The organism is Xanthomonas sp. CFBP 8443, assembly GCF_025666195.1.
Classification (GTDB): Bacteria; Pseudomonadota; Gammaproteobacteria; order Xanthomonadales; family Xanthomonadaceae; genus Xanthomonas_A.
Genome location: NZ_CP102592.1, coordinates 4,303,344 through 4,317,431 on the forward strand (window position 1 = coordinate 4,303,344; position 14,088 = coordinate 4,317,431).

Genomic DNA, 14,088 nt, shown 5'->3' on the forward strand with positions numbered 1-14,088 from the left:
TGCGACCCGGCCTGCGCCAAGTCCTGCATGGGACAACATGTTAGGCGGACCTCCGGGCGCCTCTAACAAATGTGGGAGCGACTTCAGTCGCGACGGGCTTTACCGGTAAAGCCCGTCGCGACTGAAGTCGCTCCCACAGATACTGCCTCTATGGCGTGTGCCTCAGTGCGCGGCAGCGCCCTTGTCGGCCTTGGTCAGCATGTCTTCCACCGACACCGTGGTGATCGGGTGGTAGCCGGGCTTGGCCTGGGCGAAGACCTGCTTGGCGAAGGCCAGGCCGTCCGGGGTCTTCACCAGTTCGGCGTAGATCGGCAGGATCAGCTTGCGGCGGCCGACGCGGGCGATGAACTCGCCGGCGGCCGGACGCGCCTCGGCGTAGCCGCTGCGGATCGCCAGCGGATACCAGCGCATGGCGATCTCGCCGTTGGCGGTGCCGGTGAAATGATAGGCGGCGTCGAGCTGCTTGAGCTGCTCGGGCTTCAGCGTGGCGCCCAGGCCGCTGAGGAAGCGCGTCCACTCCTGCGTGCTCCAGGCATCGGTGACCTGCTTGCCCGGCAGGGTGCCGCTGCCGGCCCAGGCGATGCGCGCGGTATCGACCATCGCGAAGTTGCGCGAACGCGCCTTCTGCGCGAACGCCGGGATGCCCGGCTCGTCCAGCCACGCGTGCAGTTCGGCCTCGCTGACCGCGTCGGGCTTCTTGGCCAGCAGGTTCTTCTTCAGGTACTCGACGAACTGGTCGGTGTTGGCGCTCTGGAACGCGTGGTCGTCGAACCAGCCGCGCAGGAACGGATCGAAGGTGGCGCGGCCGAAACGCTGCTCCAGGAACTGCAGGAACCAGGCGCCCTTGACGTAGGCGACCTGGCTCAGCGCATCGTCCGGATCGCGCTCGGTCAGCGCCGGCAGCGCCAGCGCCTGGTCGGCCGGGCTCATGTCCTTGACCTCGGCGAGCAGGTCGGTCTGGTCGATCTCACGCTCCATCTCCGCCGCTTCGGCGCCGTATAGCGCTTCGGTAATGCGCGCCTGCACGTAGGTGGTGAAGCCTTCGTTGAGCCAGATGTCCTTCCAGCTGGCGTTGGTCACCAGGTTGCCGGACCAGCTGTGCGCCAGCTCGTGCGCGATCAGCGACACCAGCGACTTGTCGCCGACGATCACGGTCGGCGTGGCGAAGGTCAGGCGCGGATTTTCCATGCCGCCGAACGGGAACGACGGCGGCAGCACCAGCATGTCGTAGCGGCCCCAGCGGTACGGGCCGTACAGCGTCTCGGCGGCGACGATCATCTTCTCGGTGTCCTCGAACTCCTTGGCCGCCTTGTCGGCCATGGACGGTTCGGCCCAGATGCCCGAGCGCGCCGAGATCGGCTTGAACACCAGGTCGCCGGCGGCGATGGCCAGCAGGTAGGACGGGATCGGCTGCGGCATCTTGAACGTGTAGTCGGCGTCGCGCGCCGCCTTCGGGTCGTTGTCGGCGCTCATCAGCACCATCACGTCCGGACGCGAGGTCACGTGCGCGCTATAGGTGAAGCGCACGCTCGGCGTGTCCTGCAGCGGCACCCAGCTGCGCGCATGGATCGCCTGCGACTGGCTGAACATGAAGGGCAACTGCTTGCCCTCGGTCATCGACGGTTCCAGCCACTGCAGGCCCGAGGCGGTCGGCGCGGTGTGGTAGGCGATAGTGATCTTCTGCGGCTGGTTCGGCGCCTCGATGGTCAGCTTGCTGCCGTAGATCTTGTCGACCGGCGCCAGCGCGTACTGCAGCGGCGCCAGGTTGCCCTTGCCGTCGTCGCCCTGCACCTGCTCGATGGTCAGCTCGCGCGTGTCCAGCAGCAACTGCTTGGCGCCCTTGTCCTTCCATTCCAGCGTATAGGTGGCGGTGCCGCCGATCTGCTTGCTGTCGAAATCCAGCTTCAGGTCCAGCGCCAGGTCCTTGATCACGACCTTGCCCGGCTCGGCGTAGGAGCTTTCATCGTGGCTGCGGTCGGCGGATTTCACGGCGGCGGCGGCGGGCGCGGGCTTGGCGGCGGGAGCGGCGGCTTCGCTAGGAGCCTCGCGGGAACAACCGGTCGCGATGACCGCGGCCAGGGACAGCAACAGGAACGGGGAACGCATGGCGGACAGCACCGGTTCGGGGAAACCGGAAGTTTACCTTGACGGCCGGGATTGGGGATTGGGGATTCGCAACAGCGAAGCGGCGTGCGCTCTTTACGAATCCCCAATCCCGAATCCCCAATCCGGCACTTCGACTAGATCCTGTAACCCGAATGGATCGCCACGATCCCGCCGGTCAGGTTCTTGTAGTGACTGCGCTCGAACCCGGCCTCGGCCATCATGTCCTTCAGCGCGTCCTGCGGCGGATGCTTGCGGATGCTCTCGGCCAGGTACTGGTAGCTGTCGGCGTCCTTGGCGAACAGCTGGCCCAGCCGCGGCAGGATCTTGAACGAATGGAAGTCGTAGATCGGCTTGAACCAGTCGGCGGTGACCGCGGAGAACTCCAGCACCCGCGCCTGCCCGCCGACCTTCAGCACCCGGTACATCTCGCGCAGCGCGGCGTCCTTGTCGGTGACGTTGCGCAGGCCGAAGGCGATGGTCACCAGGTCGAAGCTGCGGTCCGGGAACGGCAGCGCCTCGGCGTTGCACTGCACGTAGTCCAGGCCCGCGACCAAGCCGCGGTTGGTCAGCCGGTCGCGGCCCACCGACAGCATGCCGGCGTTGATGTCGCCCAGCACCACCGCGCCCTCGTCGCCGACCCGCTCCTTGAGCAGCGCGGCGATGTCGCCGGTGCCGCCGGCCAGGTCGAGCACGCGGTCGCCCGGCTTGACCTGCGCGGTGGCCACGAAATAGCGCTTCCAGGCCCGATGGATGCCCAGGCTCATCAGGTCGTTCATCAGGTCGTAGTTGCCGGCGACCGAGGTGAACACCTCGCCGACCAGCTTCTGCTTGTCCTTGGCATCGACGTCGCGGAAGCCGAAATGGGTGGTGCCGGTCTTGTAGGGGGATTCGCTCATGGCGGGATTATCGCACTGCTGGCGCCGCCGTGGCCCGCGGCGCTCTGTCGCAGCCGCCGCTGAGCCGGCCGGCGCCCGACGGCCCCGCACGCTCCGACGATCTACGCCAGCGTCCATGCCGCGCGCGGCGAGGCGTGCGCGGCCGCTGGCGCGATCAGAACTTCAGCACCAGTCCGAAGTCCACGCCCTCGATGCCGTAGCCGCCGGCATCGCCCTGGCCGAGGTCGGCCGAGGTCTGCTCGTTGCTGTAGGCGATCGTGCAGGTGCCGCCGGCGTCGTTGTGGATGCGCGCGTAGTCGGCGTAGAGATAGGCCTTGGCCGACAGCGCGTGCTGGTAGCCCACGCCCCACTTGTCGCAGGTGTTGTCCACGTAGGACGAATCGCGCCGGCTCCATGCCGCCTTCCACAGGCCGTTGGCGCCCATCGGCGCGGTGAACCCCAGCAGATAGCCCTTGTGCTCGTGGTAGAAGCCCAGCGCGGTGACGTCGAACGGCTGCTGGATGTCGATGCGCTCGTAGAACCCGTACAGCTTGAGCGGACCGAAGTCGTAGCTGGCGCCGAACAGATTGATCTTGAGCCGGGTCAGGCCGGGCACGTCCTCCCACCACTCTTCCTCGTGGTCGTAGCCGATGCTCAGCGGGCCCTTGTTGTAGGCCAGGATCACCGCATACAGCGGGCTGCGGCTGTCGCGGTCGCTGACGCCGAGCAGGTTGGGCGTGTAGGCGACGGTGGCGTTGAAGCCTTGCCAGGTGGGCGTGACGTAGACCACCGCGTCCTTGGCCCGCGACACCACCACCTGCAGCGAACCGGCGCTGGCGACGGAGCGGCCCTTGAACGGATCGTACTGCTTGAGCACCGCGGCGCGCCCGCCATCGACGGTGCCGCCGAGCAGCGTGCCCCACTTGCCGGTCGCGCCCAGCCAGGCATGGCGGGTGTAGAACGTATCGCCGCCGCTGCCGGCGTCCTCGTCGCCGGCCAGGTTGACGCCGACCTCAACCTCGCCGATCAGGCGGGTGCCGCCGCCCAGCGCGTAGCCGAGCTTGAGGCCGACGTTGCTGCCGTCCGAGCCGGCCGCGCTCTGCAGGTCGTTGTCGGTGCCGGTATCGGCGACCGCGCCGTTGCCGCCGCGGCGGCCGACATAGCCGATGTCCAGCGTGCCGTACAGCGAAGCGCTGGCCGCGCCGTCGCTCCACTGCAGTCCCTGCGCCTTTTCCTGGTCCTGCGCCTGCGCGCCGGTCGCCATCCCTGCGGCCACGGCCAGCCCGCCAATCCCTTTCCACATCGTGGTGCGCATCGCGTGTCTCCTGCAATCGGACAACAGCGTTTCTGCAGCAAGGCCTGCGCCGAGCCGGCGATGTGGGGGGTGGGGTAGAGCGTTCATAGCCCTATTTGCGCGGTAAGTAAAGCCACACGCGCGATGGCCGGCATGCCGATGCGGCACGCACCGGGCCGGCGTGCGCGCAGGCGGCACCGCGCCTGGGCTGGCGGTGGTGACAGCCCGCGCCGCCATGCGCACTATGGCCCTCTCCCGCCACGGAACCCATTCGATGATCGCCACGCCCGACTACCGCGCCCTGCTCGACACCGCCATCGCCGAAGCCCGCCAGGGCCTGGCCGAAGGCGGCATCCCGATCGGCGCGGCGCTGTACCACAACGACGGCCGCCTGCTCGGCTGCGGCCACAACCGCCGCGTGCAGGAGGGCGATCCTTCCGTACACGGCGAGACCGACGCATTCCGCAAGGCCGGCCGCCAGCGCCGCTACAAGGACACCATCATGGTCACCACGCTGGCGCCGTGCTGGTACTGCAGCGGCCTGGTGCGCCAGTTCAACATCGGCACCGTGGTGGTCGGCGAATCGGTGACCTTCCAGGGCGGCATCGACTGGCTGCGCGACAGCGGGGTCGAGGTGATCGACCTGCACAGCCAGGAATGCATCGACCTGCTCGGCGGCTACATCGCCGCCAACCCGGACGTGTGGAACGAGGACATCGGCGAGGACTGAGCGCGGCAGCGCCAGCTGCCGCCCCGCAGGCGCTGTGCGGCGATGCGCCGCGGCCCGACAGCGGCGACAAGGGAAGGAATGCTGCGAGGTGCGGGATGGAGAGGCACCTGGAAAGCGATGTTATATTATTTCAATATCGCCACGACCGCACCGCATGTCTTCCGCTTCCCCTGTCTCCCTCGCTTCTCCCACGCTCTCCTCGCGCCTGGCCTCGATCGATCTGCTGCGCGGCACGGTGATGCTGCTGATGCTGCTCGACCACGTGCGCGAGACGCTCTACCTGCACCACCAGATCGGCGATCCGGTGGACGTGGAGCGCACCGCGCCGGCGCTGTTCGTGGCGCGCGCGTTGGCGCACCTGTGCGCGCCGGTGTTCGTGTTCCTGACCGGGCTGTCGGCGTGGCTGTACGCGGCGCGGCAGCCGCATGGCCGCGCCGCGGCGGCGGCGTTCCTGCTCAAGCGCGGGCTGTTCCTGATCGTGCTGGAACTGACCCTGGTCAACGTCGCCTGGACCTTCGCCTTCCCGCCGCAGGTGATCTACCTGCAGGTGATCTGGGCGATCGGGCTGAGCATGCTGGCGCTGGCGGCATTGCTGTGGCTGCCGCGGCCACTGTTGGCGCTGCTCGGCGCGGTGCTGGTGGCCGGGCACAACCTGCTCGATGGCGTGCACGTGGCCGGCGACGGCCCGTGGGCCGCGGCCTGGGCGGTGCTGCACGACCGCAGCTGGCTGCAACTGGGCGAACTGCGCCTGCGCACCTCGTATCCGCTGCTGCCATGGATCGGGGTGATCGCGCTGGGCTATGCGACCGGCCCCTGGTACGGCGCCGCCGCCGCGCCGCCGCAACGGCAGCGGCGGCTGCTGGCCTGCGGAATCGGCGCGCTGGCGCTGTTCCATCTGCTGCGCTGGCACAACGGCTACGGCGATGCGCCGTGGCGCGAACACGCCGACCTCGCGCGCACCGCGATGAGCTTCTTCAACGTGACCAAGTACCCGCCATCGCTGCTGTTCCTGCTGCTGACGCTGGGCGTGGGCCTGCTGTTGCTGCGCCTGTACGAGCACCCGCCGCTGGCCAGGGCGCTGGCGCCGCTGGCCACGATCGGCGCGGCGCCGATGTTCTTCTACCTGCTGCACCTGTACGTGCTGCGGCTGCTGTACCTGGCGGCGCTGGCGTCCTGGGGGCCGAACCACGGCACGCTGTTCGGCGTGGACAGCGTCGCCGCGCTGTGGGCGATCGCCGCGGTGCTGGGGCTGGCGCTGTACTGGCCGGTCGCCGCGTTCGCGCGACTGAAGGCGCGGCGCCGCGACCTGGCCTGGCTGCGCTATCTCTAGCGGGAACGCGGCGCGGCGGCCGGAATTCATCGCCGTGCAATGCCGGCATGCTCGACTGGTGTCCCTGTCCGCGCCTGGAGACCTGCGATGCCCATCCGCCTGCCGCGCCTGCTGCTGATCGGCCTGATCCTGGCCGCCACCGCCGGCTGCGCCACCGCCGCCAGCCAGCGCGACGCCTGGGTGGTGCAGCAGATCCGCGACTACAACCATCCCTATGCCACGCAACAGGCCGAGCTGGACACCAAGATGGCGACGATGGCCGGCAGCGCCTACGCGTTCTATCGCGGCACCGACCATCTGTTCTACCAGGACATGAAGACCTGGCCGGCCTCGCTGTGGACCACGCCGCAGACCGGCGATACCTGGCTCGGCGGCGACACCCACATCGGCAACTTCGACGCCGCGCGCGACAGCAGCGGCAAGCCGGTGTTCCACGTCGCCGACTTCGACGAGGGCCATCTCGGCCAGTACGTGTGGGACCTGCGTCGGCTGGCGGCGAGCATGGTCCTGGCCGGGCGCGACAACGGCCTGTCCGACAGCGACATCGGCAGCGCGATCGACACGATGGTCGGCGCCTACCTGGACAAGATCGGCGCCTTCAAGGGCAACGACGCCGAAAAGAGTTTCCAGCTCGGCAAGAGCAACACCAGCGGCGTGGTGGCCAAGGCCATCGACAGCGCCGACGGCAAGAGCCGCAGCAGCCTGCTGGCCAAATACACCGCGGTCGGCGGCGGCAGGCGCACGTTCCAGAACCTGGACAATCTGGTCCCGGTGGACAGCACGACGTCCGCGTCGGTCGCCAGCGCGATGAACGGCTATGTGACCTCGATCGCGGCATCCAAGCGCTATGCCACGAGCTACTACGCGATCAAGGATGTGCGCCAGAAACTCGGCTCGGGCACCGGCAGCCTCGGCCGCCAGCGCCTGTACGTGCTGATCGAAGGCGCGAGCAGTTCGACCGGCGACGATGTGATCCTGGAATGGAAACAGGAAGCGGCCAGCGTGGTCGCCGTCGCCGCGCCGTCGCAGATGCCGGCCTCCAGCTACGACGGTCACGAAGGCGAGCGCGTGGCGCGCACCGCCAAGGCGCAGACCCTGGATGCCGACGTGCTGATCGGCTACGCCAGCGTCGCCGGCGTGCCGTTCTACGTGCACGAGAAATCGCCGTTCCAGGAAGACCTGGACCCGGCCGCGCTGAGCAGCGCGGGCAAGCTGGCCACCGCCGCCACCTACCTGGGACAGGCGCTGGCCTCGGCGCATGCGCTGGCCGACCAGGACTACGACCCGGCGGTGGTGAGCTACAGCATCGACAAGCAGATCGATGCGGCGGCCAGCAGCAAGAGCGGGCTGAAAACGGAACTGCGCCAGTTCGCGTTCGACTACGCCGCGCAGGTGCAGTTGGACTGGCAGGCGTTCTCGGCCGCGTATCAGGCGGGGACGCCGTTGTACTGAGCGCCGGATTCACCGCCATGAACCCTGTAGGAGCGGCTTCAGCCGCGACCGGGCGTTACCGGTAATGCCCGGTCGCGGCTGAAGCCGCTCCTACAGGGTTGCGGCGACCGGCGCCTGACGAGCATTCGTGCCGCGCACCCGCCGGTAGCGCGGCGGCACTTGCGTGCCGCGCAAGCGTGCGTTCTTCCATATCCGGTTCGCAGATGGAACTTTTGGGGGAGCGACTTCAGTCGCGACGGGATCTACCGGTAGAGCCCGTCGCGACTGAAGTCGCTCCCACAAGGTGCCGGCTCGCCCGCTGTGTGCCGGTACGCAAGCAGTCACAGCAAGCAACGCAACTACAGAATGTAGCGACTCAGATCCGGATCCTGCACCAACTCGCCCAAATGCGCGTTGACGTACGCCGCATCGACATTGACGCTCTGCCCGTCGCGGTCGGGGGCTTCGTAGCTCAGCGTATCGAGCAGGCGCTCGAGCACCGTATGCAGGCGCCGCGCACCGATGTTCTCCTGGCGTTCGTTGACCAGGAACGCGATCTCGGCGAGGCGGTCGATCGCATCGTCGGTGAACGTCAGGGTCACCCCCTCGGTCAGCAGCAGCGCTTCGTACTGCTTGGTCAGCGCCGCCTTCGGCTCGGTGAGGATGCGGATGAAATCGTCCTTGGACAGCGCCGACAGTTCCACCCGGATCGGAAAGCGGCCCTGCAGCTCCGGGATCAGGTCGCTGGGCTTGGCCAGGTGGAACGCGCCGGAGGCGATGAACAGGATGTGGTCGGTCTTGACCGTACCGTACTTGGTGCTGACGTTGGAGCCTTCGACCAGCGGCAGCAGGTCGCGCTGCACGCCTTCGCGCGACACGTCGCCGCCGGACGATCCCGCCTCGCCGCGCTTGGCGACCTTGTCGATCTCGTCGATGAACACGATGCCGTGCTGCTCGCAGGCCTCGATCGCCGCGGCGCGCACGTCTTCCTCGTTGACCAGCTTGCCGGCCTCCTCCTCGATCAGCAGCGGCCGCGCCGCCTTGATCGTCAGCTTGCGCGACTGCGACTTGCTGCCGCCCAGGTTGGAGAACATCTGCCGCAGCTGCTGGCCCATTTCCTCCATGCCCGGCGGGGTCATGATGTCCATGCTGACGTTGACCGCCACGTCCAGCTCGATCTCGCGCTCGTCCAGTTCGCCGGCGCGCAGCATGCGCCGGAACTTGCTGCGGGTGTCGTTGTCCTGCGCCGAGGGCTCGTTGCGCGCGGCCTCCGGATCGAAGCCGATGCCGGCGCTGCGGCGCGGCAGCAGCGCGTCGAGGATGCGGTCCTCGGCGCGGTCCTCGGCCTGGGTGCGCACGCGCACCTTGGCCTGCTCGCGGTACAGCTTGACCGCGGTGTCGGCCAGGTCGCGCACGATCTGCTCCACGTCCTTGCCGACGTAGCCGACCTCGGTGAAACGCGTCGCCTCGACCTTGACGAACGGCGCGTTGGCCAGCGTCGCCAGGCGCCGCGCGATCTCGGTCTTGCCGACGCCGGTGGGGCCGATCATCAGGATGTTCTTGGGCATCACTTCGTTGCGCAGCGCATCGGGCAGCTGCATGCGCCGCCAGCGGTTGCGCAGCGCGATCGCCACCGCGCGCTTGGCGTCGTGCTGGCCGACGATGTGACGGTCCAGTTCCTGCACGATCTCGCGCGGGGTCATGGTTGAGGTGTCGTGATTGGGCATTGGGGATTCGGGATTGGTAGAAGCGGAATGGGAACGATCGATGCGTGTCCGGACACAGGGAAAGGAGCGCTCTTGCGAATCCCCAATCCCGACTCCCGAATCACAGCTCTTCGACCACCACGTTGCGATTGGTGTAGATGCAGATGTCGCCGGCGATGTTCAGCGCTTCGACCGCGATGGTCTTGGCATCGAGTTCGGTGTGGCCGAGCAGCGCGCGCGCCGCCGACAGCGCGTAGGAACCGCCGGAGCCGATGGCGATGATGCCGTCCTCCGGCTCGATCACGTCGCCGGTGCCGCTGATGATCAGCGAGGTTTCCTTGTCGGCCACCGCCAGCAGCGCCTCGAGCTTGCCGAGGCGGCGCTCGGTGCGCCAATCCTTGGCCAGTTCCACCGCCGCGCGGGTCAACTGGCCGTGCTTCTCGAGCTTGGCCTCGAACAGTTCGAACAGGGTGAAGGCATCGGCGGCGGCGCCGGCGAAACCGGCCAGCACCTGGCCGTCGCGGCCGAGCCGGCGCACCTTGCGCGCATTGCCCTTCATCACGGTATGGCCCAGCGTCACCTGGCCATCGCCGGCCACCGCGACATGGCCGTTGCGGCGCACCGACAGGATCGTGGTGGCGTGGAAAACGTTGGGGTTCTGACTGGGGTCCATGCGGCCTCCTGAGCGATTCTTCAGGTGTGGGGTCACGTCGCCGCCCGTTCAAGCGTCCGCAGCTCGGCCGCTTGCGATCCTGGCGCGGCCCGGATGCTCGGGCTCCGGTTCGATGCCCCACAGCAGATACCAATCCTCGCCCTGCATCTCGATCGGGTGCATGACGCGCCCGGACCCGTTGCCGCAGGCCAGATCGTCCGCCGCGCAATAGCGGTCGCAGCCCCAGCAGATCCGCTCGGGATGCCCGGGTTTCAATGGAAAGGGCTTGGCCATCGGATGCCTCTTCACTGCGTTGGAGCTGGCAGTGTCCGCAGCGCGGGCGTGCTGCGCCTTGATCGAGAACAACCGGGCGAGCGATCGCGTCGGCTTGGGATCAGGACTTGCGCTTGGCGCGCGGATGCGCGGCGTCGTAGACCTTGGCCAGATGCTGGAAATCCAGGTGGGTGTAGATCTGCGTGGTGGCGATGTCGGCATGGCCGAGCAGCTCCTGCACGCCGCGCAGGTCGCCGGAGGATTCGAGGATGTGGCTGGCGAAACTGTGCCGCAGCATGTGCGGGTGCACGTGCTTGAACAGGCCCTGGCGCCCGGCCAGCTGCTTGATCCGGATCTGCACCGCGCGCGCGCCGATCGGTGCGCCGCCGCGGCCCGGGAACACCGGCGCCTCTGCGGCCGCCTTGGTCTCCGCCTGCCATTCCAGCAACGCCTTGCGCGCATGCGAGCCGACCGGCACCAGCCGCTGGCGGTTGCCCTTGCCGAGCACGCGGACCAGGCCGCTGGCGAAATCCAGGTCGCGCCAGCGCAGCGCGCACAGCTCGCTCAGGCGCAGCCCGGAGGAATAGAACAGCTCCAGCAGCGCGCGGTCGCGCAGGCCCAGCGGCACGTCGGTCGGCACCTCGACCAGGCGCACCGCCTCGTCGGCGTCCAGCACCTGCGGCAGCTTGCGCGGCGCCTTCGGCGCACGCAGCGCGGCGGCCGGACTGGCCGCGATCTGGCCATGCTTGAGCAACCACGCGTAGAAACTGCGGCACGCCGACAGGCGCCGCTGCAGGCTCTTCGGCGACAGCCCGCGGCGGTGCTCGGCGGCGATGAAATGGCGCAACTGCTCGGCGCCGAGCGCGACGATGTCGCCGCCGGCATTGTCCGCCGTCCACGCCGCCAGCGCGGCCAGGTCGCGGCGGTAGGCATCCAGGGTGTGCGCGGACATGCGCCGTTCGACTTGCAGGTAGGCGAGGAACCGGGACTCGGGACTCGGGACTCGGGTCTCGGTTTCAACCGCGGCAGCATTGGCCGGCGCGCCGGACCGCGCCTTTCGAGTCCCGAGTCCCGAGTCCCGAGTCCCGCCGCTCATGCGAAGCGCTGCAGCGCCACCGTCAGCGACTCGCCCATCATGCGCAGGAACAAGGTGCCCATGCCGGGATAGAAGCGGTTCGGGTCGCGGCTGCCGACCGCGAGCAGGCCCACGCCGGGCAGCGGCAGCAGCGCGGTGGACTGCACGTCCTCGATGCGCTCGGCGTACAGCAGCGCCTGCTTCTCCGGCTGCAGGCGGCCGCAGATCGGCTCACCGTCCTTCAGGCAGTCGCGGAACGGCGCCAACCGCGGATCGTCCTGCGCCAGGATCTGCAGCCACGGCGCCTGCTCCAGCCCGGGCAGCGGGTGCAGCAGCACGATGCTGACCAGGTCGCCCTGGAAATCCTCCTGCAGCGAGGCGGCCATCGCGCGCACGCTGTCGGCGGCGCTGGTCTGGCGCATCAGCGCCAGGGTCAGCTGGTGGGTCCGCACCGCCAGACGCTCGTTGACCTGGGCGTTGGCGGCCAGCTCGGACAGGCGCCGCGACAGCTCGCGGTTCTTGTCGCGCAGCACTTCCAGCTGGTAGCTGGCCAGCGACGCGGTCGGGCCGTCGTCGCGCGGCACCACCAGGGTCAGCGCCAGGTCGGGGAACTGTTTCAGGAACGCCGGGTGGCGGCGCAGCCATGCGGCGATCTCGTGCGCGCCGATCTTGTCCTGGGTCTCGCTCATCGGATCCACTCCCCATCGAAAACGAAGGCGGCCGGCCCGGACATCACCACCGGCGCCGCGTCGTGCGGCCAGCGGATGCGCAGCTCGCCGCCGGGCAGCACCACGCGCACGTCGCGCTCCACGCGGCCGCGCTGGATCAGCACCGCCGCAGCCGCGCAGGCGCCGCTGCCGCAGGCCAGGGTCTCGCCGACGCCGCGCTCGTACACGCGCAGGCGCACATGGCCGCGGTCGATCACCTGGGCGAAGCCGACATTGACCGAATCGGGAAACGACGCGTGCTGCTGCAGCAACGGCCCCAGCCGTTCGACCGGCGCCGCGTCGACCAGGCCCACTTCCAGCACCGCATGCGGATTGCCCATCGACACCGCGCCGAAGCGCACGCTGCCGCCTTGCAATGGCAACACGTATTCCTCGCGTATGCGCGGGAAGCCGATCAGCGGCACGTCCTCCGGGGCGAAGCGCGGCACGCCCATCTCGACCGCGAACTGGCCGTCGTCGCCGCGCTCGATGCGATGCGAGGCGAACGGACTGTCGATGACGAACGCATCGCTGCCGGCGGCGCCGTCGCGCACCAGCCAGGCGGCGACGCAGCGCGCGCCGTTGCCGCACTGCCCGGCCAGGCTGCCGTCGGTGTTCCAGATGCGGTAGCTGGCCACCGCGTCGGCGCTGCGCGGCGCCTCGATGGTCAGGAGTTGGTCGCAGCCGACGCCGAAATGGCGGTCGGCCAGGCGCACCGCCAGCGCGGCGTCCGGCGCCGGGGCGCCGTCGCGCAGGTCGAGCACCACGAAATCGTTGCCCGCGCCCTGCATCTTGGAAAAGCGCAGGCGCGCCGCGGGAATGGCCTCACTCATTCCCATCGGTGGGCGTGGTGGTGGTGTCGTCGACCGGCTGCTGCTGGCCATCGACCGGCTGCGCCTGGCCGGCGGGATCGGTCGTGGCCGGCGGCGTCGCGTCGGGCGCGGTGGCTGGCGCGGTTTCCACCGGGACCGGCTTCTGCGGCATCACCAGCGGGCCTTTGTTGCCGCACCCGGACAGCGCCAGCAAGGCGGCACCGAACAGGGCGATACGGATCGGATGACGGAACGATGTGCTCATGCGCCGAGTATAGCCAGAAGGGCCTGAATCGGCTGTGCCGCATGCGGCCGCCCGCCCGTCAGCCGCGCGGCGGCGGCTCCGGGCGCAGCCACAGCCACAGCGCCACGCAGCTCATGCAGCCGATCGCCAGCACCTGCACCCAGAGCCTGTGCACGAACAGCAGCAGCACCAGCGCGCACACCGCCATGGTCAGCGTCGCCATCCACTTGCCGCGGCGACTGACCGCGCCGTGCGTTTCCCAGTCGCGGATGCTGGGGCCGAAGCGCGGATCCTCCAGCAGCCGGCGGCGCAGCCGCTCGGAGCCGCGCGACGCGGCGTAGGCCGAGATCAGCACGAACACCGTGGTCGGCAAGCCCGGCACGAAGATGCCGACGATGCCCGTCGCCAGGCTGACATAGGCCAGCAGCCACCATGCCCAGCGGAAACGGGAGGGGGATTCCATTGGCGCATGATAAAGCCGCGACCGGATGACGATGCGGGATATGCGTTCCCGCGCCCGCACTTGGCGAGGACGCTCCAGGCGCGCCCGGCCATCCTCGCGACTGGCGAAACGGCGATCTTTCCGGCCGCGAACGCAGCGAAGCGGCAAGCTTGCCCGCCTTCATGCAGTCGGGACTGAAGTCCCTCCCACAGTGCACCCGGCCGGCACTCGGCGCGGCCGGCCCTTGTGGGAGCGACTTCAGTCGCGACGAGCGAAGCAGTGCGCTTGCCCAGAACCTCGGTGTAGTCGGGACTGAAGTCCCTCCCACAATCATCCGACCTGCACTCGGCGTGGCCAGTCATTGTGGGAGCGACTTCAGTCGCGGATCTGTCAGCCCGCGGCTGCGGGACC

The 14,088-nt window shown here is 68.9% G+C and carries 14 protein-coding genes; 3 read left to right on the forward strand and 11 right to left on the reverse strand.

All coding sequences use genetic code 11. The annotated features are described in order from the left end of the window. Nucleotides 1–162: 162 nt before the first annotated feature. The 3 genes from NUG20_RS17980 to NUG20_RS17990 all read right to left on the reverse strand — a co-directional run bounded on the left by NUG20_RS17980 (nucleotide 163) and on the right by NUG20_RS17990 (nucleotide 4,296). The gene (locus NUG20_RS17980; protein WP_263395787.1) at nucleotides 163–2,106 is read right to left on the reverse strand and encodes a M1 family metallopeptidase; all 1,944 of its coding nucleotides are present in this window, start codon (nucleotides 2,104–2,106) and stop codon (nucleotides 163–165) included. A 134-nt stretch (nucleotides 2,107–2,240) separates the two neighbouring features. Then, nucleotides 2,241–3,002 (reverse strand): bifunctional demethylmenaquinone methyltransferase/2-methoxy-6-polyprenyl-1,4-benzoquinol methylase UbiE, encoded by a 762-nt coding sequence (ubiE, locus tag NUG20_RS17985; RefSeq protein ID WP_263395788.1) that lies wholly within the window; start codon nucleotides 3,000–3,002, stop codon nucleotides 2,241–2,243. Nucleotides 3,003–3,156: 154 nt separating this feature from the next. Further along, on the reverse strand, nucleotides 3,157–4,296 hold the full coding sequence (locus NUG20_RS17990) for a porin (protein WP_263395789.1): 1,140 nt from the start codon (nucleotides 4,294–4,296) through the stop codon (nucleotides 3,157–3,159). A 253-nt stretch (nucleotides 4,297–4,549) separates the two neighbouring features. Between NUG20_RS17990 and NUG20_RS17995 the strand changes: the two genes are divergently transcribed. The 3 genes from NUG20_RS17995 (at nucleotide 4,550) to NUG20_RS18005 (ending at nucleotide 7,787) form a co-directional block, all read left to right on the forward strand. Next, entirely contained in the window at nucleotides 4,550–5,005 is a 456-nt protein-coding gene (locus NUG20_RS17995) for a nucleoside deaminase (RefSeq protein WP_263395790.1), read from the forward strand. Nucleotides 5,006–5,159: 154 nt separating this feature from the next. Further along, entirely contained in the window at nucleotides 5,160–6,335 is a 1,176-nt protein-coding gene (locus NUG20_RS18000) for an acetyltransferase domain-containing protein (RefSeq protein ID WP_263395791.1), read from the forward strand. Between the two features lie 87 nt (nucleotides 6,336–6,422). Continuing rightward, nucleotides 6,423–7,787: a DUF2252 domain-containing protein gene (locus NUG20_RS18005; protein ID WP_263395792.1), complete on the forward strand. Its 1,365-nt coding sequence runs from the start codon at nucleotides 6,423–6,425 to the stop codon at nucleotides 7,785–7,787. Nucleotides 7,788–8,125: 338 nt separating this feature from the next. Here the strand turns inward: NUG20_RS18005 and hslU are convergent, their stop codons facing one another. The 8 genes from hslU to NUG20_RS18045 form a co-directional block, all read right to left on the reverse strand. Further along, nucleotides 8,126–9,493, reverse strand: coding sequence for an ATP-dependent protease ATPase subunit HslU (gene hslU / locus NUG20_RS18010; RefSeq protein ID WP_263395793.1), 1,368 nt, complete (start codon nucleotides 9,491–9,493; stop codon nucleotides 8,126–8,128). A 100-nt stretch (nucleotides 9,494–9,593) separates the two neighbouring features. Further along, on the reverse strand, nucleotides 9,594–10,145 hold the full coding sequence (gene hslV, locus NUG20_RS18015; protein WP_003465879.1) for an ATP-dependent protease subunit HslV: 552 nt from the start codon (nucleotides 10,143–10,145) through the stop codon (nucleotides 9,594–9,596). Nucleotides 10,146–10,193: 48 nt separating this feature from the next. Continuing rightward, on the reverse strand, nucleotides 10,194–10,418 hold the full coding sequence (locus NUG20_RS18020) for a DUF3079 domain-containing protein (protein ID WP_263395794.1): 225 nt from the start codon (nucleotides 10,416–10,418) through the stop codon (nucleotides 10,194–10,196). Between the two features lie 100 nt (nucleotides 10,419–10,518). Beyond that, nucleotides 10,519–11,349, reverse strand: a complete 831-nt coding sequence (xerC, locus tag NUG20_RS18025; RefSeq protein WP_263395795.1) for a tyrosine recombinase XerC — start codon at nucleotides 11,347–11,349, stop codon at nucleotides 10,519–10,521. Between the two features lie 140 nt (nucleotides 11,350–11,489). Next, the gene (locus NUG20_RS18030; RefSeq protein ID WP_263395796.1) at nucleotides 11,490–12,161 is read right to left on the reverse strand and encodes a DUF484 family protein; all 672 of its coding nucleotides are present in this window, start codon (nucleotides 12,159–12,161) and stop codon (nucleotides 11,490–11,492) included. Next, nucleotides 12,158–13,012 carry a diaminopimelate epimerase gene (gene dapF, locus NUG20_RS18035; RefSeq protein ID WP_263395797.1) on the reverse strand — a complete coding sequence of 285 codons (855 nt, stop codon included), beginning with the start codon at nucleotides 13,010–13,012 and terminating at the stop codon, nucleotides 12,158–12,160. The genes NUG20_RS18030 and dapF overlap by 4 nt, the downstream gene beginning before the upstream one ends. Continuing rightward, nucleotides 13,005–13,256 (reverse strand): LPS translocon maturation chaperone LptM, encoded by a 252-nt coding sequence (locus NUG20_RS18040; protein ID WP_263395798.1) that lies wholly within the window; start codon nucleotides 13,254–13,256, stop codon nucleotides 13,005–13,007. Before NUG20_RS18040 ends, dapF begins: the two co-directional genes overlap by 8 nt. A 58-nt stretch (nucleotides 13,257–13,314) precedes the next feature. Beyond that, nucleotides 13,315–13,698 (reverse strand): YbaN family protein, encoded by a 384-nt coding sequence (locus NUG20_RS18045; protein WP_263395799.1) that lies wholly within the window; start codon nucleotides 13,696–13,698, stop codon nucleotides 13,315–13,317. Nucleotides 13,699–14,088 lie beyond the last annotated feature (390 nt).